Here is a 21,981-nt window from a genome sequence, read left to right as displayed (position 1 = left end):
CTTATTCTCCTCTCGAGAAAAATAAGCACCAATGGTGCTTATTAAATACTGATTTTTCTTTTTCCCTCTTTTTTTGATTTATAGAGCAATTTATCTGCTTGGTCGTAGTAGTCTGAAAATCTTCTTCTCTTATCGTTGATTTTCATAACTTTTATCCCTGCACTAAAACTAACATTGATTGATTTAGTATATGGATAATCTTCGACTTCTTTTTGCATTTTTTTAAGTTTTTCTATTACTTCGTCCTCAGTATTTTTGATGAATATTAATGCAAATTCATCTCCACCAATACGATAAATAAATATATTTTCATCTTTATTATTCATAAATATTGATGCAACATTTTTGAGAACTTGATCTCCATAACTGTGGCCATATATATCATTGGCTGGTTTAAAGTCATCCAAGTCTAACATTACTAAATATGCATCACTACCTGTTTTGACATGTGGTAAAACAATCTCATTATATTCTCTTACCATCATTCGGCGGTTTCCTAATTTTGTTAGTTCATCTACTAGAGATAAGGCTTCTAGTTTACGCTCTGTTTTTATTTTTTCAGTTACATCAGAAATAATATATAAATCTGCACCTTGGTTATTATACTCAATTGCTTCAGTTACAAATTTAACAAAGAAATCTTCAGTATAGCCGTATAAAACAAAGTACCCCTCTTCTTCGACTAAGATTTGATCAAAAAAGACTTTGCAATCGATATTACGTTTACCAAATATTGCTTTATTCCCCAAGCTGTTTGTAAAGATTACCTCTCCTTGTTTATCCGTTATCAAAATAATCTCTGATGTTAAATTGGCGAATTTACGATATAACTTTTCATCTTCTTGAACAATTATTTGTGATTTTCTTATTGTCTGTGATAAATAAGCAAATATTATAAAGCTAAATAGTGCTATAAAAATGTAACTGGGTATTTTGATAGTGAGCATTAATTGATAGTTTGATTCAGTGTAATTATCAATAATATCGTTGTATTTACTTTCTGAAACATTTGAACCAACTATTATTTCCCATTCACTGATGACTTGTAAGTACCCTATGTAATCCTCCACTTCATCTTCACTATTATATAGTTCTAAATCTAAGAACCCATTTGATTTTGTTTCAGTATATTCTGTGACTTTATCTATGAATGTTTTTAATACTTGATCCTCTGTTGTGGTATTCAGCCCAATATATTCAGGATTAATATGGTATAGAATAGTTCCATCGAAATCCATAATAAAAAGATTTGATGTAATCGAAGAATACTTTTGATCAAAACTTCTTAATCTGTTCATTTTCTTTTCTAATGAATAAGTTTCCATATTTACTACATTAGAAATTATCAAATCTGTTCCTTCAATTATTTCACCGTGTAATACAAATTTCACTACTCTTTCATCTACAATATTATAGTACTCTACAGAGAATTTATCATCTTGATCAAATCCTTGAATAAACTCCTCAATATATTTTGTACCAAAATAGTCTTCTTCTGCAATCATAGAAGACGAATCAAAAGAATCAGTTTCACCGTTATAATGAATGTTTCCAGATAAGTCATAAACAAAGTAGTTATGAAGATTATCCAAAGCACTGTATTCCGAAGTTATTTCTGAAATACCATCAATAATTTCCGAATCGGTGTATGTTGGATTCATTAATAAAAATGTGTTTGATGCAAAAAATAATCCTTCAGTATTTTTTTCTGTATGAAGAAGTAAATCATCATGAAGGTTATCTATTACATAATTAAAATCATCAGCTATCAATTGAACATTATTCTCAGTTTCATTATGAATATCGCGATTTAACTCGTCAATAATCATATTTGTCTCTTGTTTAAAGACAAATACTTCTCGTAAAACATCTTGTCCGACAATAGCTATAAAAAAGATTATAAACATAATTGACACAATGCGCCAACGTCGATTAAGAAGTTGATTATTACTCATAGAGTCACCGCTTTCCTATTTCATAATTTCACTTAAATACATTATAACAAATATAACGTTATTTTTGTAGGCAATACTCGCCTTATCCACTAAATTAGTCTATCTTTATGGATTTTGCTTAAAAAAAACGACATTATTTAATGTCGTTTTTTGATTGGTCTTGGTACTGTATTCTGTATAGATTGTAATAATGTCCACGTTCTTTTAAAAGTTCTTGGTGATTACCACTTTCAATGATTTCACCTTTACTTAGAACGATTATCTTATCTACATGTTGAATAGTAGATAGACGATGAGCAACAATCAGCATTGTTCCTATAGACATCATTTTATATAGCGATTCTTGAATTAGTTGTTCTGTTTCGGTATCAATATTTGAAGTAGCTTCATCTAAAATCATTACTTTGGGACTGTGAACTATCGTTCTTGCGAAAGATAACAATTGTCTTTGTCCTGAACTAAAGTTATTTCCTCTTTCACGCACTTCTTCATCAAATGTATTGTCTAGTTTGTTTATGAAATGAGTTGCATTAACATACTCACAAGCTTTGATCATTTCTTCATCGGTTATCTCTTCATTTCGTAATTTAATATTGGAGCGGATTGTCCCACTAAACATAAAGACGTCTTGAAGCATTTGTCCTATGTACTTACGAAGTGTTTTTTTAGAAACAGCAGTTATATCAATTCCATCTATAAGGATTTGTCCCTGTTGAATATCATAGTTTCTCGTAATAAGTCCTAAGATGGTTGTTTTCCCTGCTCCTGTTGCTCCAACAAAGGCCACTGATTCTTTTGCTTTTACTTTGAATGAAACATTTTTTAAAACCCATTCATCTTCAACATATTTAAACCACACATTTCTAAATTCGATTTCACCTTTCATATCTGTTAAATCGATTGCATTTTCTTTGTCTGCTACTGTTGGTTTAGAATCTAAGATACCAAAGATTCTTTCACTTGATGCAAAAGCTGATTGAAGAATATTGAATTGCTCTGCTAATTGTTGAATTGGTTCAAAGAAGCGACCAATAAATTGATAGAATGTTAGTAATACTCCTATCGTGATCACATTATTTAATACACTCTCACTACCAAAGTAAAAAACGATAATAGTTGCTATCATAAATAATAGGTACATTGTTGGACGGTAAATACCAAAGATAGTAATTTGCTTATAATATGATCTTTTAAGTTTTGCATTTCTTTCATCAAATTGCTTAAACTTAACTGCTTCCTTATTGAATATTTGAATAATCTTCATGCCTGATAAATGTTCTGCTAAAAAAGCATTTACTTTAGATAAATTACTTCTTACCTCGCGATAAGCTCTTCTTGATAAAATTCTGAAGAGAAATGAGAATAAGATAATAAATGGAATTACAATTAATACATAAAGAGTAAGCGTTGCATCAATCACAAACATTGCGATTAATATACCAATAATCATCATTACGTTTTTGAATACAGAAATGATTACACTTGTATACATTTCATTGAGGGTATTGGTGTCATTAGTAACTCTGGTTACTAATGACCCTGTTGGACGGCTATTGATATAAGCTATATCGTGATGCTCAAGATGGGTAAAAATCTCCTCACGAATATTGTATATAACACCTTGTCCAATTGTATTTAGCATGATTGTTTGGATGTAGTTAAAGACATTACCGACTATAATAATTCCAACAAGAATTGATAAGTATTTTAATAAATTATCTAGGTCAAAATCATAAACAATAATATCAATACTTTTACCTAATAAAATCGGTTCAAAGATACCAAACATTACAGTAGCAATCATAAAGATGAAAACAATAACAAATTGTCTTGTGAATGGAATAGCGTATTTCAATAGTCTTTTAATGATGTCGCCATCTTTCATTGTGTTCAAGCGTTTATCATCAGAATCTCCTATTTTTCTAGGCATTTATTCCACCCCCATTTCGTCTTCGAGTTTTTGTCGATCAACCATGTCTTTATAGAATTCACAACGAGTTAAAAGTACATCATGTGAACCGATATCAATGATTTCACCATTATCAACGATAATAATTTTATCAGCGTTCTTAATAGTGCTGATTCGGTGGGCAATAATAAGGGTTGTTTTTCCTTTTCTAACAGTCTCTAGATTTGTTAGAATAGTTTCCTCGGTTTTAGTGTCAACAGCACTTACACTGTCATCTAAGACCATTATGGGTGAATTCCTGATAAGCGCACGAGCTATCGCTACTCTTTGTCTTTGTCCACCAGATAAAGTAACACCTCTTTCACCAATTACAGTGTCATATCCTTCAGTAAATTCAATGATGTTATCATGAACATCACTTAGTCTAGCTGCTGATTTTACTGAATCTAAAGCTTCACTTTTTCCGAATGATAAAGATATATTGTTTTGAATAGAATCACTAAATAAGAATCCATCTTGTGGGACATAACCTATTGCATTTCTAACGTCATATACTGGTAACTTCATAACGTCAACACCATCGATAAAGATTGTGTCTGCCTTTACATTATAAATTCTTAATAATAAATCTACAATACTAGTTTTCCCACTACCAGTTCTACCAAGGATACCAACGGTTTCTCCTGCTTTAATTCTAAATTTGATATTTTTCAAAACATCTACGTTTGATTTGGGATATCTAAATGTTAGATTTCTAAACTCGATATTCCCTTTGATTTCATCTAGGTGGACTGGGTTTTCGGGATCTTTTACGCTAATTTCTTCATTTAATATTTTTTCAATACGTTGTAATGAACCTTTCCCTCTAGATCTTATATTAATAATCATAGCAAGAGCCATCATTGGCCAAACTAATGAACTAAATAGAAAATAAAATTCTGTTAACTGTCCAGCTGAAAATCTTTCAGCTTCTGGTAGCGCACTTGTCATAAATACTAAGTAACCACCAAATCCAAGGATAATAACAAAAATTAAACTTACCAAAGTTCTAATCATGATTTGGAATTTAGCTTGCATTTTGACATACTCAATATTTTTAACTCGAGCAACATTATTCGTTTTTAAGAATTCTCTTATTTCCGATTGTTCTTTAACAAAAGCTTTGACAACACTTAATCCACTTAGACTTTCAGTAGCAAAATCACTTAAATCCTCAAATGCTTTTTGAGCTTCTTTGAATTTTTCACGCATTCTTCTACCAACAAAACTACCCACTAATGCAATAACTAACATTGGAATTGCTGAATATAGTGTAAGTCTCAAATCTAGGAAAGACATTTTATATAATGCTAATCCCCCAAGATATACTGCATCAACAAACATTATCATTCCTGGACCAACTGCTCTTCTTACTGATTCTAAATCATTTGTAAAGTAAGCCATTAGTCCTCCAACTTTATTCTCAGAATAAAATTCATTAGACAATTTCTCAGCTTTTTCAAACATGTCGTTTCTTAGACCATAATCGAATCTTCTCGATGCTGTAAAAATAGTCATTCTCCAGACAAATCTACCACCCATAATAATTGCAACGTATATTGCAACTGTTTTTAGGATATCGATAATACCGCTCATATCGATAGTACCTTTATCTAATCCATCAATTATTGAACCAAGTAATCCTGGTATTTCTAACTGAACTGTATCTATTATGACTAAGGCAATGATTCCAAAGAGGAACCAATGAAAATTCTTTATGTAGTATTTATTAATTGCTTTACCAAATATCATTGATCACTACCTCCAAGTTTACTGAAGATTTTAACCAATGTCTTAATATCCTTTTTAGGAAGTTTATCAAACATTCGATCAACAGCCCTTCTACTTTCTAAAGTATTAGTGGTAGCTAATACCACCCCGATGTCAGTCAAAGAGATATAGTTAATTCTTTTATCCTTTTCACTTTTCCGCTTTTCAATAATCCCATTTGCCTTGAAGTGATTTATCACTTCGTTTACAGTAGGTTTAGAAATTGAGAAATGGTCTGCAAGTTCTGTTAGTGTGACTTCTTTTCTTTTATGAATTTCTTTTAAGTATTTAAATCTTATTCCTTTAATCTGATTGAAGTTTATTTCTTCATAGACTTCATTACAAGCATCAAAATATAGTTTTAAGAACTTATTTAAAGAAACTCTTACTTCTTCTTTCTCCATGTATAATTCTCCTCTCAAGTAATATATTTAGGTCAAACCTAATCAATTAGTTAGGTAGTACCTAATTATTATATATTCAAACTTATAAATAAGCAATAAAAAAAACTGGATTTCTCCAGTTTTTAAATTATTATTAGTCCAACTATTATTACAAGTATTAAGTAAATAACAGCAGGTATAATTGTTTTTCTTATTATGTTTCCTTCTTCATTCTCAAGTCCTACAACGCTTGAAGCTGCTACAACATTATGTACACAAATCATATTTCCTATTGCTGCCCCAATGACTTGAGTTGCAAGGACTAAGTTTACATTAAGTCCCAATTCTGTTGCTACAATTGATTGAACATTCCCAAATGTTAATGTAGAGACTGTTGCACTTCCACTAACAAAACTACCTATAGCTCCTAGGATAGGACTACCAATAATCCAGGATTCACCAAACAAAGAAGCTAACTTCATGGCAAGGAATGTTGTCATCCCTATTCCATCTCCACCATTTATACCACTATATCTAAAGATAGTTACCATAATTAATGTTGGTATTAACGCTAGTGATGCATTTATTAATACATCTTTTGAATCAAATACAGCTTTTTTGTATGCTTTAAATCCGTTTCCTTGGAAGAAACTAGCGAATATTGCAGCTATGATTAAAACCGTACCTGGTGAATATAATATTTCAAATTTACTACCTATTCCTGTATTCAAGAAGTTTGTCAGGTTCAGGAACTTAAAACTTAATAACATTTCTTTAATGAATGGAACCATTCTACCAACAAGAAGTAATACTACTACTATTAAATACGGGCTCCAAGCTTTTAATAATGACATTTCGTTTTTTGTCTTAATTATTTCTTCAGTTTTCTTTGGTAATAAAATATTGTACTTAGCTAAGAATATTGTCAAAATCATTACCACGATTGGTGAAATGATTGAAGTGAACTCATAGCCAATTAATCTAGTAACACTAAATGCTGTTAGAGTATATAGAATACCTATCATAATACTGAATGGTACTAGTTCGATAATACTTTTAAATTTCTTACCTTCATATTTACCACTTATTACAACATATAGTGCAACAACCATTAATGGAATAAATGTCCCTGCAAATAAATCAATAAGAGTTATGTAGTTAGGAATAGCCGCAATTACTGGCTCACCTAATCCAACTGTAATCGGTGTCCCTACCGCTCCAAAAGATACAGAAACGCTGTCACTAACTAACGCTATTACAGCTGCAGTAAAAGGATTAATTCCTATCGCTACCATTAAGGGACCGGTTATAGTAGCTGGAGTTCCAAACCCACTAGCTCCTTCAATCAATCCTCCAAATAAGAATGCGATTAATATGATTAATACTCTTTTATCACTTGTTACTGATAAAAATCCGTTGTTAATTCTTTTAATAGCTTTTGTATTCTTTAATGTATTAACCAATGTAATAGCACCAAAGAGAATAAAGATAATTGTAATTGCATTGTGGACCCCAATCCCAATAGATGCAAAGATTACATTAAGATCAATCTTCCAAACAAGTAATCCAAATACAATTATTAAAACCATACTCAATGACATTCCAACTTTAGCACTTTTTCTTAGTATTACTAAGAATACTAATGGACCTAAAATTGGTATAAGACTTACTATAATATTTATAAATTCCATGATAACACCTCGAATTTACTTTAAATTATAAACATATTTAAGTCAACTGATATGAGTGTGAATACGCTTTTACTTTTTTGTTTTTACTATTACAGCAATTACAAATGATACCGAGACAGTATAGACAATAATATTTCTAACTAAATACTCCTTGTCTATTAATGAGTCTCCTTCTGGAACTTCAATAACAAAATCCTTCAAAAGACTAGAACCATCTTCATCAGTAAACTTGATTGTATATAAATATATTCCAGGAATTTCTTCATTTCCTGAGTATTCATCTTTAATTACTTCTACTTCATAATTTTGATCAGGAATTTCCCTGTTTTTAATCATAACATTTAAAGCATCTTGCTCATTAAAAGTAGCATTCTCAGATAAAGTAATAAAAACATTGTCAACGTATATTATCGGAGCTTGATCATCCATAATTGTTACTTCAATTTGATGTGTTGTTTTATTAAAACTAGCATCTTCTACTTCTATATTAATATAATACACACCAACTTCACTAGTTCTATTAGAAAATGTATCACTTGTTATCGTTATATCTTCATTGGTTAGTATGTCATAATTATCATTAACTTGAAGTAATGATAATATATCATTCAAAGAATGTGGATTTGTGTAGGAATATGAGTATGCTACTGGGCCAGTAATCGTTGGGTAAATATCATCAGTTATTTCTATATTTATATCAACAACTATGTTATTGCCAGAACTATCTGAAACCAATAGATTTATAAAATAATCTCCTGGAGCCATATTTGCAGCAGAAAAGTTATCAGCTAAAACTTCTTTTGAAAGTGAAGAAGATAGATCGTAATTATCAGTGAATATTAGTGCGTCTATAATTTCAGTTATTGTTTTTGGATTAGAGTGTAGAACTACTATATTACTACTTGAAACTAGCTCAGGAGATATGTTATCAATAACGTTAATACTAATGCTCTTGATTGTCTCGTTACTAGAAAAATCTTCAGTTTGCAGGGATACTGTGTACAAACCTAGTTGATCTTTGTTAGCAGTGTAGTTATCTACTATTATGTTTATTTCCAAATTGGAGTCATGGCCATCAGTAACTACATAGTTCTCATTGATAATTTGTTCTAATGTTTTAGTTGTTTCTACACTAATATCTACTACATCATTACCAGTTATAATCGGCGCCACTTCATCTTTTACAATGATAGTCAAATCGAAATAAGCACTATTACCAGCAATGTCAGTTGCTTTTAATTCAACAAGATATTCACCAACAGAATTCATATTTTGTGTATATTCATCACTTACGATTTCTATTTGATCTGTAATGTTGCCATCAATGTCATCAATTACCACAATATGTTGCCCAATAATATAAGCTAATGAATAACTATCATAGTAAGAAGTTATATATGCTCCCGCGCCAGTAAACTCAGGACTATTCGCGTCTACAAAAGGAATAATGTATTCCTCATACACAGTTCTTGATGAACCTTCTTCTAATTGGAATTCATCCATATCGTAGTAATTATAATATAATGCCATTCCATCCGCAGTTATTGATATATCAATATAACTGGTTGTTGAAGTTGTTGTAAAAGTACAGATAGTATATTCCATACTTACACTACAATCGTTAATAGAAGACGCTAAATCATCAAAGTATAAATAGTTACTTGATTCAATAGTTACTTCCGGTCTTTCGATCAACCCTTCACCTGGAAAGCTTATTGTATATTCTGTATCCCCCTTGACATATATGCTGTCAATTGTGGATAATCTATCTTGATTAATGTTAAAATTATCAAATTCAAGATAATTTTTCCCTCCAGGTAAATAATTTGATAAATTACTAGCAGTTACATTGCCTGTGGCAAATAGAATAAGTATTAGACCTAATATCACATATTTTAGTTTCATTAAAATCACCTCGTATAGATAATACTTACAAAGAGCTTTTTTTCTTATAAAAAAAATAAGAAAGATTTAATCTTCCTTATTCTTCTAATTTTAATGCAAAATTCAGGATTGCTCCAGTTTTTGTATAGTCTTGTCCTTGAAGATAGTCTTCATAATCAAAACCGTAATGGATATTTACGTTGTTTTCTTTAACATGTTTGTATACTTGTTGAATCTCGTTATGGATATCATCAAAGTTGATCTCAAATAATAAGTACTTACCTTTAGGTAGTTTTTTTGATGAGAATCCGTCTTTTTTTACTAACTCGTTAGTTTCTAGTAAAGCGTAATAATCAAATGTTTGTGATTCTCTAAAATCTGGAGGATAGCATTCCAAACCAATGAATTTATTTTTATTTGGTATATCTTTAAGTAATTTGATATCCTCTCTTAAGAAATCATCCCATAGTTGTCCGAATTTTCCAGTCTCACCTGGTTTTACGCCACCTTCGTACTCGATTCCAATAAAAAATCTATCTTCAAATTCAGCAATTTTATGTTTCATATTATCACCTCTATCTTTATTATACTACATAATGAAAAGAACACTCAAGTTGAGTGTTCTTATTCTGGAGAATTACTTATGAAAGTAATTATATTTTTAGTAAGTTCATCAGGACAATCCACTAAAGGACTATGACCTGAATCTTTAAGTGTAACTTTTTTTACATCGTGAAGTGCTTCAACAGTTTCATCAATCATATACTCTAATACAACTGCATCTTTTTCACCCCAAAATGTTAAGACAGGACAAATTACATCTTTTATTGTTCCATCACCAAGGGTTACACCATTAGTGAAGTTTGACATATTAAAAGTTGTTAGACACCAATCAAGATCAACTAGATTACGTTGTTTCATTGTCTCACTTAGATATAAAGCATCATCTTCAGTTGATGGTTTATTTACTGTGTATATAGCTTGGTCCCAAACGGCTTTCATAACTGGTGTATTACCACTTTCGAAAAGGTTAACCATAGGTAGAACTTGAACAGGATCTAATGACATTTCATGTTTTGATGAATAGTATTCACCAATTTTTGCTTGTCCTAGTTCATCTTTCTTAAAAATAGGGTAACCTCGATAAGAACATGATTCTAGTAAGATTAGTTTTTTGACAGCTTTTTGTTTTTGTGAAGCTATCTTCATAGCTACAGCGCCACCAGTAGACCAACCAACTAAATAGTATTCTTCAATTTTCAAGGCTTGTAATAAGATTAAAATGTCGTCACCTAAATCTTCTAATGATTCAATTCCATTTAGGTAAGTTGAATCACCAAAACCTCTCATATCTGGCGCGATGATTCGATAATCATTTTTTAATCTTTCGATAAGTGGTTTAAAGTGTATACCACTACTCATGTTTCCGTGGATCATAACAATTGTTTCTTTGCCAGTTCCTTCATCTATATAGTAGATTTTTTCATTATTTGCTAGTTCAACATAGTTTTTTTTCATAATAACTCCTTATATCAATTATTTTACTTATTGATGTGATTTAGTACTAAGCTTGTAAATTGCGCAGGAACTTCATACATTGAAGCGTGTCCGCAATTTGGAACCTTTACTAATTCTGAGCTTTGAATATTCTTATGGATTATGATTTGCTCATACTCTGGAGTTAGAAAATCTTCTCCACTACTTATGATTAAAGTCTCAGCTTTAATCATATGCAAATCATTTAATGTGTCGTGAGTTTCAGCGCTAATTGTTAACCGAGTGATTCTATCTAAGAATTGATCATCACCAAATAATGGTAGTAAGATTTCTTTTCTTTCTTCCATCCATTTAATGTTCTTGGTATAGAACTGTGGTGAATATATATATGGTATTGTAATGTTGTAGTAAGCAAGAGCATTTCTTGATTTAGCTACTTCATTCCATCCGTCACCAATTGCTTTTAACCATGGAGAAGTTTTGGCAACACCATTTGCGATTACCATTCTGTTTATTTTACTAGGGAATTTAATACTATATTGGAGCGCTACACTAGAACCGTAGCTAATTCCAACTAAGTTTGGTTTTTTTAGTTCTAAATGATTGATTAGAGCATCTAGAACTTCAACTTGAAGTTCTTGAGTGTATTGAAAGTCAACTTTCGAACTTTCACCTTGATCAATCATATCAAAACGAACTAAAACGTTATCTTTACTAAGAACATCTACAAACATTTCCCAACTTGCAGTTGACATCATAATTCCATTTAGAATTATAATTACTTCCTTGTCTGAATTTAAATCACCATCAACTAAATAGTTAATGTGATAATCTTTATAATTAAATATCATTTAATGTATCCAATTTCTCTTGCTTCAGTTAATAATTCCTCACGGAATTTAGGATGAGCTACACTAACTAATAATTTTACTCGTTCTTTGATTGTTGTTCCTCTCAAACGTACTGCTCCGTATTCAGTAACGATATAATCTACATCATTTCTTGATAAAGATACTGCAGCACCCGGTTTTAAAGTAGCAACGATTTTTGATTTTTCCTCTTTAATTCCAGTTTCTTTATTTCTTACCATTGCTGTTGAATATAAAGCGATAAAACTACGGCCATTTTTAGATCTAAGAGCACCTGTAGCAGTATCTGTTTGTCCACCAGTTCCACTAAACTGTCTTGTTCCAATTGATTCAGAACAACATTGCCCAGTTAAATCGACTTCAATTGTTGTGTTAATCGACACTTGATTATCGTTTAAACCAATAATATAAGGATCATTAACATAGTTTCCATCAAGTAATAATATCGCAGGATTATCATCTATAAAGTCATATAGTTCTTGAGTTCCAAGAGCAAAAGCTGCGACCATTTTTCCTTTATGAAGAGTTTTCTTTTTGTTGTTAACAGCTCCTGATTTAAATAATTTCATAAATCCTGTTGTTAACATTTCAGTATGTACACCTAAATCTTTTTTATCTTTAAGTGCTGCGGCTACTGCATTTGGAATGCCACCGATTCCAAGTTGAATTGTATCGCCGTCATTTATTTTACCAGCGATTAGTTCTCCAATCTTGATATCTTTTTCATTTGGTACTGTGTCAGGTAAAACTGGAGCTAGATAATCAGTTTTAACAAAGAAATCTACCTCATTTTCATGTACTTCTAAATCACCTAAAGTTCTTGGTAGTTTAGGGTTAGTTTCGAGTATAACAATATCTGCGCTCTCAATCATTACTTTTTCATAAACATTTGATAATGACAATGAGACAAATCCATGTTTATCTGGTTCTGTACAATTCCCAACATAAATATTTGGTTTTTTATGTTCAAGTCTTCTTACTCCAGCGAAGTGAAGTTGATTTGGTATAAATGAGACATTTTTATTCTTAAATGCTTTTCTGATATCACCTGAAAAGAACCAGCTATTAACTGTGAAATTTTCGCTATATTTCTCATTAACCATGAATTCATATGGTTGCATTGGTAAACAGTTGTCGATTGTTAGGTGATTTAATCTTTCACTTACTTTATGTAAGTTTAGAAAAAATTCACGTCCCTCACTAGCTGCCATACCTGCGACGATATGATCTCCTTCTTTGACAAGTTCAAGAGCTTGTTCTATTGTAATATATTTCGCCATAATTACCTCCTGTTAAAGACAATATAGGAAGGGGAACACCCTTCCTATACATCAATTAAATACTAATTTAGTCTGCTAAAATTTCTTCTATTGTTTCCATTGGTTGATTAGCAACAAATAACGCCACTGCTGGTGTATCACCATCAGCTGGAGTATATGTAGCTTTTAATAAACTCATACTTTGAGTTCCTGCACGACGACCATCTGCATAGTCAACAGTACCACCAAGTGGATTTAAGACAGGGCTTTCTTCCATTGCATCAATAAAGTTATCCCAGTTAAGAGTACCTTCACCAACACGTTCTAAACCTTCAACGAAGAATGCAGCAGCAACCCAACCTGCCATAGCATAAGGATTAGCAGCTAAAGCGGGATCGATTTTTGAAACTTCAGTTACAAACATATTATATCCATCAGATAAAGTTCCGTCTGCGTTAAAGATATTAATCCATGCACTAGCATAAACATCAAAGTTTGCTAATTCTGCAGAAATTAAACCGATAAATGAAGCAGCAGCATTTACATATGAAACGATACAATCAACATCACTACCACCTGCAGCTAATGCTTTAATAGCAATACTAGCTGGTACTTGGTTTGCAGCAACGATGATAAAATCAACTTCAGCATTGATAAGTGTTAAAGCAGCACTACTCATATCAGTAGCATCAGCAGCAACTTGTGCTTCAACTAAAGTTACATCTTCAGTAGTAGCTTGAATTCTTACACCATTTAAGATTCCGTTACCAGCGTCATCATTTGTATAAATAACACCGATTTTTGCAGCTCCAAAATTACCAACTGCACGTGCAACCATTACTTGACCTTCTGCATCGTAAATAGGTTGTACTGGGAAACTTGAACGATCGTTATCAGTTGCTTCTTCATTAAATAAAGCACTGATTCCTGTTGCGAAATAAACTTGAGGGATTCCTTGTTCTCTTACATAATCAATAGTAGCTCCAACTGTAGGTGTACCGAAATGTCCTACAAGTGCAAATACTTGATCATCTTCAACTAATTCCTCTGTGTAAGTTAAACCTGTAGCAGCATCAAATCCATCGTCATGATTGATAAATTCGATAGTTCTACCTGCAACTCCACCATCATCGTTAACCATATCGAAGTATGCTTGCATACCTTGATTAAATGGTAACCCTACAAATGCAAGAGCTCCCGAAACTGGTGCTGTATTCCCAACTGTAACAGTTGTATCTGTAACACCTTGACTGGCTTTTTGACATCCTGATAAACTAAATGCAAATACCATAACTAAAACTAATAATAATACTTTTTTCATGATTCCTCCTATATTTTTTTATTTTTTTATTAGCGTGAAACTGTAATTATTTACCTAAATAAGCTTCCACTAATTTGTGGTCTTTTTTCAATTCTTCTGCTTTACCTTCTATAATAACTTCACCCACTTGAAGTACATAAGTGTAGTCGGCAATTTTAAGTGTTTGTAAAGCATTCTGTTCAACGATTAAAATTGTTGTACCTTCATTTCTAAACTCTTTAATAATTTGGAAAATATCTCTTACTATTAGAGGTGCTAAACCAAGTGATGGTTCATCTAGAATCAATAGTTTAGGGGAAGCCATTAATGCTCTTGATATAGCAAGCATTTGTTGTTCTCCTCCACTCAAAGTTAATGCAACTTGATTTTTTCTTTCTTTTAGTACTGGAAAGTATTTATATACTCTCTTGAGATTTTCTTTCAATCTAACCTTTCTTGACACACCATCTTTAGCTTTTAAAGTAAATGCCCCAATTGAAAGATTTTCTTCAACAGTTAAATCTGAGAAAACTTGTCTTCCTTCTGGTGATTGGACGATTCCTAAACTAGCAATCTTTTCAGCGCTAAGGTTCGTTATATCCTCACCAGCAAATCTAACAGTTCCTTCAACTGCTTCAATCAAACCTGATATTTTTTTTAGTAGTGTTGTTTTCCCACCACCATTTGAACCAAGAATTGCGACAATTGAACCTTCTTCAACGGTAATACTAACTTTTCTTAAAGCTTGAATAGCACCGTATGAAACACTTAGGTCTTTTACTTCTAAAAGATTACTCATCGTCATCACCACCTAGATAGGCTTCTTGGACAAGAGGATTTTGTTGGATTTTCTTTGGAATATCCATTGCTAAGAATTTCCCAAAGTTGATTGCACAAATGCGATCACATATATCCATTACAAATCCCATATCATGTTCTATTAATACGATTGAACAATTAAAATCATTTTTAATCTTATTGATTATATCAGCTAATTCACTAGTTTCTTTATCGTTCAACCCAGCAGCAGGTTCATCTAAGATGATTACTTTAGGATCAAGCATTAAAGTTCTCGCTATTTCAACTTTTTTTAATACTCCGTAAGGTTGCCCGTACACAAGTTGATTACAAACTTGATCAAGCTTGAGAGTCTTTAAGATACTCATTGCTTTTTCTCTAATGTTTTCTTCTTCTTCAGCAGCTTTTTTAGTTTTAAAGATATGAGAGAATACATCAAACTTAAAACCCTTGTGAGCCCCGATTAAGACGTTATCTATAATACTTAAATCTTTTACCAATTCGATATTTTGGAACGTTCTAACTAACCCATAATTAATTACATCAGTAACTTTTATATTGTTTAAATTAATTTCTGTTCCTGTTTTATCTCTAAACCAGATTTCACCTTCATCGTCCTTATAGAATTGGGTTATACAATTGAATACAGTAGTTTTACCCGCACCATTTGGACCGATTATTCCTACAATTTCTTTTTCTTTAACATCAAAACTAAGATCGTCAACAGCAACTAACCCACCAAATCTCATTGTGAGATTTTTAACTTCTAAGACAGTGTTATTCTTCATTGTTGCCACCATCCTTTTTCTCAAGTTTCTCTTGTTGTAGTTGTTTTTTTAAGTTAGCTATTAGTTTACGATGATTATTTTTGAGAACTTGATAGTCCTCTTTTGTTTTAGTTGGATCTTCTTTTAATTTCTTAAGTTCCTCATCATACTTATTATTCATGATGATATACGGTAATCGCCTAGGATAAATATGTTTATAGTATAGTTTTTTAACATCATTTCCAATATAGACAGCTCCGTAAGGATAGAACATAATAACTACAATAATTAGAACACCAGCGAAGATATAACTAAAAGCTGGGTTAAAACTAAAGAGGTCTTTTAAATATAATTCAGGAACTCCGTATATTACAAATGCTCCAATCGCTGTTCCAAAGATTGATTTAAATCCTCCAACAACTACCATTGCGATTATTAGTAAACTACGATTTAAATTCCATGCTGATGGTTCAACAAATCTAAAGTATGAAACATAAAGTACTCCACCAAGAGCAGCTAATACAGTTGCAGTTACAAATGCCACAGCACGATATTTTATAATACTAATACCCATTGCTTGCGCAGCATGTTCACTTCGACTCATCGCCATTAAAGCACGACCTGTTCTACTATGAACTAAATTATATATTCCTATCATCACTAGTACTAAAACTACTACTAACAATACATAAGTCATATTTCTAGATAAGGTAACCTCAGTAAATATTAGATTAAATTTAGGATGATGAATTTTAGCGCCACTAAATCCTCCTGTAAATGACACAACACTTCTAAATATTTGGAGAAGAATTTCCCCAATAAATAGGGTGGCAATTGCTAGGTAGATTCCTTCGACCTTCATACTTAGTAAGGCAATTAATAAACCAAAAACACCTGCTAAGATTAAAGTAATAATTGTTGCTACTAAGAATCCATCAAAAACGTTATTACTAACATATACAAATAAATATGCTCCTAGACCCATAAACCCTGCAGTTCCTAGTGATACTAAACCACTAAATCCAAGGAGTAAATTAAGTCCTAATGCTACTACAGTAAATATTATGGTAAAACCAAATAATCTTACTGTAGAGTTAGCCATTATTCCTATTTCACTAAGTAAAGGTATAATTGCTAAGATGATACCAAATACAATATATCTGAATGGATAAGATGTCTTATAGAGATTTTTTATTTTTTCCATAATTACACCTTCTTCTGTGTTTTCTTACCAAATAAACCATTTGGTTTTATGTATAATAGTAAAAGTATAATTACATAAACGATTACGTTACCCCATTCAAGAGATATGTAATATGTCGCACTATTTTTAGCAAGAGCAATCATATAAGCTCCAATAACAGCTCCGTAAAAAGTTCCAAATCCACCTAATACACAAGCAAAGAATGCATTTACTTGAACATCTGTCATCATAAAGCTGTTCACACTACCTGCAGGTGCGATAAAAAGTGCAGCTAAAGTACCAAATATTGCAGCAAATGCCCAAGTTGCCATTGTTACATTTTTAGTTGGCACTCCCATTAATCTTGAAGTAACTTCATTTGAAGCAGTTACTCTAATTGCTAGACCCCATTTGGTATATTGTAAAAACCAGAATAAGAATCCCATCAACCCTAAAGTTACAGTTATGATAAAGAGCGTATTGTAACTAATTACAGCTCCGAAAATATCAACTTGAGTTGCAGGAGATACTGCAATAAAATAGTCAAACTTCAATGGATCTACTCCGAATAGCATTGGGATCAATCCAATTATTATCATAATTAAACCTAAAGTTATAATTTGTTTTGATATAGCACTTGCTTTTGAAGCTGGTCTTATTATAAATCTGTCAATAAGAACTCCTGTAATAAAAGCAGTAACTATTGATATTAATGCAGCAGCCCAAATCGACCATCCCCAACTAAGGAATAAAGTTGCTGCAACAAATGCATTTAGGGTACCAATAGAACCCTGTGCAAAGTTTGTTGTTTTAGATGTTCTAAAGATTAGAACAATACCTAATGCAGCAAGAGCGTAAACACTACCTGACTCTAAACTGTTAAAAAGGATTTTGAAAAATACACTCATTTAACCCCACCTCACAATACTAGAAGCCCATACATAACCAATACCAGCTGCTAATAGACAAATATTATCACCTGATTTGATTTTACCTTGTTCGAGCCCAAGGTGTAATGAAAGAATCTGATCTACTTGTCCTATATGACCATATTCCTCTAAGTATATTGTTTGTTCCTCAGTTAATCCTAATGACTCTAACATCATTAAATGTCCTGAGCGTTTGATATGTAGTATTGCAAGATAATCTAAATCATCTCTCTTCAAATTAGATTTCCTTAGAGATGAATCAATACACTTAAACCAATTATCCATTGATACTTCATTTAAACGTTCTTTCATTTTATTTGGTTCCATAAGGGTTAGTGATTTATATGCTTTATCAACATTTTCTTTAGTAATCGGATTACAAGTTCCCCCGTAAACTACACCAGCAGTTCTAGCTAATGTTCCATCCCCAATAATATGAGAGCCTAGAAGGAGATTCTTGTGATATCCTTTTCTTAAGATTAATGCTCCAGCGCCAGCTGAAAGATTAAACATCATTGACATTGTTTTATCTTCAAAATCAACAAAGTCACCATTGCGGTAACCACCAACAATCATAATAGTATCTATTTCATCATCAGCAATTAACATATCTTTAGCTATTTTTAATGCAGACACAGTGGTACAACATCTGTTTTGCAAGTCGATACCCCATGCATTAATAGCACCTATTTTCCCTTGAACATATAGTGCACTTGTAGTTAATGGATATTCTTTCCATTCCTCAGTTACACTTAAAATTACATCAATTTCTTTAGGATCTACTCCTGTATTAGTAAGACAATCCATCGCTGCTAAATAGGACATTTCTTGGGGACCTTCATTGTCGTTAGCTATTAACTTTTGTTTTATTCCTAGTTTCTCAACAACTGCTTCTTCAGTCCAAATACCTTTTGTTCTAGCAGCAATTTCTTTCGCTGTCATTACTTGTTTAGGTAAATAGATTCCCGTGCCCACAATCCCCACAATTCTTTCGGACATAGATTTCACCTCAAATTTTTATTATAGTCTCATTCCACCATTTACACTTAATGTATGTCCCGTTATATAACTTGATTCATCACTAGCTAAGAATAATCCAGCTTTTGCGATTTCTTCAGGTTGTCCTAAACGTTTCAACATTGTTAGTTGTGCAAATTTATTAAGCAATTCTTCAGGGACAGTTTTTAAAATGTCTGTCATAACATAACCAGGCGCGATTGCATTAACTCTTACAGGTACACCTTTTCTAGCAAATTCTTTAGCCCAAGTTTTAGTTAATCCTAATAACCCAGCTTTTGTTGCACTGTAGTTTGCTTGTCCAATATTTCCATATTCTCCGACAACACTACTAATATTAATAATTGAACCGCCACCAATTACTTCCATTTGTGGTCCAATATATCTTACTAAATTGAATACACCTTTTAAGTTAACATCAATAACTAAATTCCATTGTTCATCAGTCATTTTTCTAGTCATTGCGTCTCTTGTGATACCAGCGTTATTAACTAAAATATCAATTTTTCCATATTTTTCAATGATAGCATCGAAAAACTCTTTGCATTTAACTGAATCAGTAACATTTAGGATATATCCTTCAACATTAGGTACATCATATTCTAATTCTGCCATATCTACAGCAATAACTTTAGCTCCTTCAAGAGCATATAGTTTTGCGAATTCCATACCAATACCTTTTGCTGCGCCAGTTACAACAGCTACTTTACCTTGTAATCTCATCATTATTCCTCCATATTTTTAACGATTATAGCAGTACCCATACCGCCACCAATACATAATGAAGCTAATCCATTTGCATTGTTTCGTTTTTTCATTTCATGAATTAATGTTACTAAAATTCTATTTCCACTTGCACCAACTGGATGACCTAATGCAATAGCTCCACCATTTACGTTAGTACGTTCTATGATTTCTTCTTTAGTTAAATCATGTTGCTTAACTAATTCAGTAACAACACCTAAACTTTGTGCTGCGAATGCTTCATTCAATTCTAATAAATCTATTTCTGATAATTTCATATCAGCATTTTTTAAAGCTTGTTTTATTGCAGGAACTGGACCCATACCCATAATACTTGGATCTACTCCACCTTGTCCTATAGAAACGATTTCTACTAAAGGTTTTAAATTATATTTTTTAACTGCTTCTTCTGAAGCTACCATAACAAAACTAGCACCATCATTAATTCCTGAAGAGTTACCCGCAGTTACACTACCTTCTTTTTTGAAAGCAGCTCTTAATGTTCCCAATTTTTCTAATGTAGTTCGACGATTTGGATATTCATCGTTTTCAAAAATGATAGTTTCTCTTCTTGATTTTACTTCGATAGGAACTATTTCATCTTTAAATTTTCCCTCATCAATAGCTTTAATTGCTTTTGCTTGTGAATTTATAGCAAATGCGTCTTGTTCTTCTCTTGTAAGATTATATTTATCAACGATATTTTCAGCAGTAATACCCATATGATATTGTTCAAATGCATCAGTTAAAGCATCATCAATCATATGATCTTTAAGTTTAAATCCACCCATTTTAATTCCACCACGAGTTTTATCTGGGACTAAGTATGGAGCCTTACTCATTGATTCTGTTCCCCCAGCAATTACTAAATTAAACATATTTGCTTTGATATTAACGTATGAATTCATAACTGATTTCATACCACTACCACAAACCATATTTAAACTATAAGCAGGTACTTCAACAGGAATTCCTGCACCAATAGAAACTTGTCTACCCATACCTTGACCTAAACCAGCAGGTAAGATATTACCTATAACTAATTCATCAATCTCAGCAGCAGGTACTTTTGTTTCTTCTAACATGTTTTTAACGACATCACTTGCATATTTTGCAGGATGCAGCTTACTAAGTGTTCCTAAAAAACTACCAATAGGAGTTCTTTTTGCGGAAACAATATAAACTTTACTCATTTCTTCCTCCATCGTTATCTCACTCTTGATAACTTGCTTTTTTTAGTATATTCAATTATACTTAACAGTGTAAAAGTCGAGTTTTTATGAATGGTTCTTCATAATATGAATATCTATTCAGTATTATAGCATAAAGCGTTTTCATTGTCAACGACAGGACGGCCAACCGAGGAGAGATTATAATGATGGAAAACATCAAAGTACCAAAAACTAGAAATGGGAAAGCAACATTTAAATTGATTGTGGATACAACAATCAATTTATTCTATGAAAAAGGTTATTTTAATACAACTATAGCGGACATAACTAGTGAAGCCGGAGTTGCTGCAGGAACATTTTACTTGTATTTCCCTAACAAACTAGCGTTATATAAGTATGTATTAATGGATTTCCAGCACGATATTAGACGAGAAATAGCATCTAAAGTTTCAACCGTAGAAGGAAGATTCAATAAGGAACGTGTAGGGATTAAGACATTTATAAAATATGCACTTGATAATCCCCATTCATATAATATAATTTGGGAATCACTTTACATTGATAAGAAAATATTTATTGATTATTATGATGGATTCGCGAAGAGATATGAAAGAGGATTAAAACAATCTATTGCTGACGGTGAAATGTATGACGTTGATACCGAACTTGTTTCTTATATCCTTATGGGTATAACAAACTTTATTGGTTTAAAGGTTCTACTTAATCTTGGTAGTAATAACGAAGATGTTGACGAAGTTGTTGACAAGGTAATGGCAATTTTGAAAACAGGAATTTTTAAAGACTAGTATATTATA

At 31.9% G+C, this 21,981-nt stretch carries 19 protein-coding genes; 1 reads left to right on the top strand and 18 read right to left on the bottom strand.

What is annotated here, in order from left to right:
* Positions 1-41 precede the first annotated feature (41 nt).
* From KQ51_RS05330 to KQ51_RS05245, 18 genes are all read right to left on the bottom strand, one after another.
* Positions 42-1,955 carry a sensor domain-containing diguanylate cyclase gene (locus KQ51_RS05330; RefSeq protein WP_038469825.1) on the bottom strand — a complete coding sequence of 638 codons (1,914 nt, stop codon included), beginning with the start codon at positions 1,953-1,955 and terminating at the stop codon, positions 42-44.
* Between the two features lie 133 nt (positions 1,956-2,088).
* Entirely contained in the window at positions 2,089-3,885 is a 1,797-nt protein-coding gene (locus KQ51_RS05325) for an ABC transporter ATP-binding protein (RefSeq protein WP_232958000.1), read from the bottom strand.
* The gene (locus KQ51_RS05320; RefSeq protein ID WP_038469822.1) at positions 3,886-5,655 is read right to left on the bottom strand and encodes an ABC transporter ATP-binding protein; all 1,770 of its coding nucleotides are present in this window, start codon (positions 5,653-5,655) and stop codon (positions 3,886-3,888) included. It abuts the gene before it with no gap.
* The gene (locus KQ51_RS05315; protein WP_052609231.1) at positions 5,652-6,077 is read right to left on the bottom strand and encodes a MarR family winged helix-turn-helix transcriptional regulator; all 426 of its coding nucleotides are present in this window, start codon (positions 6,075-6,077) and stop codon (positions 5,652-5,654) included. Before KQ51_RS05315 ends, KQ51_RS05320 begins: the two co-directional genes overlap by 4 nt.
* Positions 6,078-6,199: 122 nt before the next feature.
* Entirely contained in the window at positions 6,200-7,747 is a 1,548-nt protein-coding gene (locus KQ51_RS05310; protein WP_052609229.1) for an L-lactate permease, read from the bottom strand.
* A gap of 69 nt (positions 7,748-7,816) precedes the next feature.
* Positions 7,817-9,652, bottom strand: coding sequence for a hypothetical protein (locus KQ51_RS05305; protein ID WP_038469819.1), 1,836 nt, complete (start codon positions 9,650-9,652; stop codon positions 7,817-7,819).
* A 76-nt stretch (positions 9,653-9,728) separates the two neighbouring features.
* Positions 9,729-10,196, bottom strand: coding sequence for a GyrI-like domain-containing protein (locus KQ51_RS05300; protein WP_038469816.1), 468 nt, complete (start codon positions 10,194-10,196; stop codon positions 9,729-9,731).
* Positions 10,197-10,255: 59 nt separating this feature from the next.
* Positions 10,256-11,149: an intracellular short-chain-length polyhydroxyalkanoate depolymerase gene (gene phaZ, locus KQ51_RS05295; RefSeq protein WP_038469813.1), complete on the bottom strand. Its 894-nt coding sequence runs from the start codon at positions 11,147-11,149 to the stop codon at positions 10,256-10,258.
* Between the two features lie 23 nt (positions 11,150-11,172).
* Positions 11,173-11,979: an alpha/beta fold hydrolase gene (locus KQ51_RS05290; protein WP_038469810.1), complete on the bottom strand. Its 807-nt coding sequence runs from the start codon at positions 11,977-11,979 to the stop codon at positions 11,173-11,175.
* Positions 11,976-13,277 carry an acetyl-CoA hydrolase/transferase family protein gene (locus KQ51_RS05285; RefSeq protein WP_038469807.1) on the bottom strand — a complete coding sequence of 434 codons (1,302 nt, stop codon included), beginning with the start codon at positions 13,275-13,277 and terminating at the stop codon, positions 11,976-11,978. The genes KQ51_RS05290 and KQ51_RS05285 overlap by 4 nt, the downstream gene beginning before the upstream one ends.
* A gap of 67 nt (positions 13,278-13,344) precedes the next feature.
* Entirely contained in the window at positions 13,345-14,577 is a 1,233-nt protein-coding gene (locus tag KQ51_RS05280; RefSeq protein WP_038469802.1) for an ABC transporter substrate-binding protein, read from the bottom strand.
* Positions 14,578-14,623: 46 nt separating this feature from the next.
* Positions 14,624-15,361: an ABC transporter ATP-binding protein gene (locus KQ51_RS05275; RefSeq protein WP_081909920.1), complete on the bottom strand. Its 738-nt coding sequence runs from the start codon at positions 15,359-15,361 to the stop codon at positions 14,624-14,626.
* Positions 15,348-16,142 carry an ABC transporter ATP-binding protein gene (locus tag KQ51_RS05270; RefSeq protein ID WP_038469796.1) on the bottom strand — a complete coding sequence of 265 codons (795 nt, stop codon included), beginning with the start codon at positions 16,140-16,142 and terminating at the stop codon, positions 15,348-15,350. The genes KQ51_RS05275 and KQ51_RS05270 overlap by 14 nt, the downstream gene beginning before the upstream one ends.
* Positions 16,132-17,325, bottom strand: coding sequence for a branched-chain amino acid ABC transporter permease (locus KQ51_RS05265; RefSeq protein ID WP_052609227.1), 1,194 nt, complete (start codon positions 17,323-17,325; stop codon positions 16,132-16,134). Before KQ51_RS05265 ends, KQ51_RS05270 begins: the two co-directional genes overlap by 11 nt.
* Positions 17,326-17,327: 2 nt before the next feature.
* Positions 17,328-18,212, bottom strand: coding sequence for a branched-chain amino acid ABC transporter permease (locus KQ51_RS05260; protein WP_052609225.1), 885 nt, complete (start codon positions 18,210-18,212; stop codon positions 17,328-17,330).
* On the bottom strand, positions 18,213-19,232 hold the full coding sequence (locus KQ51_RS05255) for a 3-oxoacyl-ACP synthase (RefSeq protein ID WP_038469794.1): 1,020 nt from the start codon (positions 19,230-19,232) through the stop codon (positions 18,213-18,215).
* A gap of 21 nt (positions 19,233-19,253) precedes the next feature.
* Entirely contained in the window at positions 19,254-19,973 is a 720-nt protein-coding gene (gene fabG, locus KQ51_RS05250) for a 3-oxoacyl-ACP reductase FabG (RefSeq protein WP_038471797.1), read from the bottom strand.
* Between the two features lie 2 nt (positions 19,974-19,975).
* Positions 19,976-21,187 (bottom strand): acetyl-CoA C-acetyltransferase, encoded by a 1,212-nt coding sequence (locus tag KQ51_RS05245; protein WP_038469791.1) that lies wholly within the window; start codon positions 21,185-21,187, stop codon positions 19,976-19,978.
* Between the two features lie 182 nt (positions 21,188-21,369).
* On the opposite strand from KQ51_RS05245, the gene KQ51_RS05240 reads away from it, so the two are divergent.
* On the top strand, positions 21,370-21,972 hold the full coding sequence (locus tag KQ51_RS05240) for a TetR/AcrR family transcriptional regulator (RefSeq protein WP_038469788.1): 603 nt from the start codon (positions 21,370-21,372) through the stop codon (positions 21,970-21,972).
* Positions 21,973-21,981: the final 9 nt, after the last annotated feature.

The sequence above is a fragment of the Candidatus Izimaplasma bacterium HR1 genome, from assembly GCA_000755705.1.
Taxonomy (GTDB): Bacteria; Bacillota_I; Bacilli_A; order Izemoplasmatales; family Izemoplasmataceae; genus Xianfuyuplasma.
Note: the sequence above shows the minus strand (reverse complement) of the source record. Positions and strands in the feature narration are given on the sequence as shown.

Bases quoted from the DNA above. Each gene is read 5' to 3' on its own strand.
- KQ51_RS05305 (WP_038469819.1), bottom strand. From the start codon at position 9,652: ATGAAACTAAAATATGTGATATTAGGTCTAATACTTATTCTATTTGCC.
- KQ51_RS05275 (WP_081909920.1), bottom strand. From the start codon at position 15,361: ATGACGATGAGTAATCTTTTAGAAGTAAAAGACCTAAGTGTTTCATAC.
- KQ51_RS05290 (WP_038469810.1), bottom strand. From the start codon at position 11,979: ATGATATTTAATTATAAAGATTATCACATTAACTATTTAGTTGATGGT.
- KQ51_RS05325 (WP_232958000.1), bottom strand. From the start codon at position 3,885: ATGCCTAGAAAAATAGGAGATTCTGATGATAAACGCTTGAACACAATG.
- KQ51_RS05285 (WP_038469807.1), bottom strand. From the start codon at position 13,277: ATGGCGAAATATATTACAATAGAACAAGCTCTTGAACTTGTCAAAGAA.
- KQ51_RS05315 (WP_052609231.1), bottom strand. From the start codon at position 6,077: ATGGAGAAAGAAGAAGTAAGAGTTTCTTTAAATAAGTTCTTAAAACTA.
- KQ51_RS05245 (WP_038469791.1), bottom strand. From the start codon at position 21,187: ATGAGTAAAGTTTATATTGTTTCCGCAAAAAGAACTCCTATTGGTAGT.
- phaZ (WP_038469813.1), bottom strand. From the start codon at position 11,149: ATGAAAAAAAACTATGTTGAACTAGCAAATAATGAAAAAATCTACTAT.
- KQ51_RS05265 (WP_052609227.1), bottom strand. From the start codon at position 17,325: ATGGAAAAAATAAAAAATCTCTATAAGACATCTTATCCATTCAGATAT.
- fabG (WP_038471797.1), bottom strand. From the start codon at position 19,973: ATGAGATTACAAGGTAAAGTAGCTGTTGTAACTGGCGCAGCAAAAGGT.
- KQ51_RS05320 (WP_038469822.1), bottom strand. From the start codon at position 5,655: ATGATATTTGGTAAAGCAATTAATAAATACTACATAAAGAATTTTCAT.
- KQ51_RS05300 (WP_038469816.1), bottom strand. From the start codon at position 10,196: ATGAAACATAAAATTGCTGAATTTGAAGATAGATTTTTTATTGGAATC.
- KQ51_RS05270 (WP_038469796.1), bottom strand. From the start codon at position 16,142: ATGAAGAATAACACTGTCTTAGAAGTTAAAAATCTCACAATGAGATTT.
- KQ51_RS05280 (WP_038469802.1), bottom strand. From the start codon at position 14,577: ATGAAAAAAGTATTATTATTAGTTTTAGTTATGGTATTTGCATTTAGT.
- KQ51_RS05240 (WP_038469788.1), top strand. From the start codon at position 21,370: ATGATGGAAAACATCAAAGTACCAAAAACTAGAAATGGGAAAGCAACA.
- KQ51_RS05260 (WP_052609225.1), bottom strand. From the start codon at position 18,212: ATGAGTGTATTTTTCAAAATCCTTTTTAACAGTTTAGAGTCAGGTAGT.
- KQ51_RS05255 (WP_038469794.1), bottom strand. From the start codon at position 19,232: ATGTCCGAAAGAATTGTGGGGATTGTGGGCACGGGAATCTATTTACCT.
- KQ51_RS05330 (WP_038469825.1), bottom strand. From the start codon at position 1,955: ATGAGTAATAATCAACTTCTTAATCGACGTTGGCGCATTGTGTCAATT.
- KQ51_RS05310 (WP_052609229.1), bottom strand. From the start codon at position 7,747: ATGGAATTTATAAATATTATAGTAAGTCTTATACCAATTTTAGGTCCA.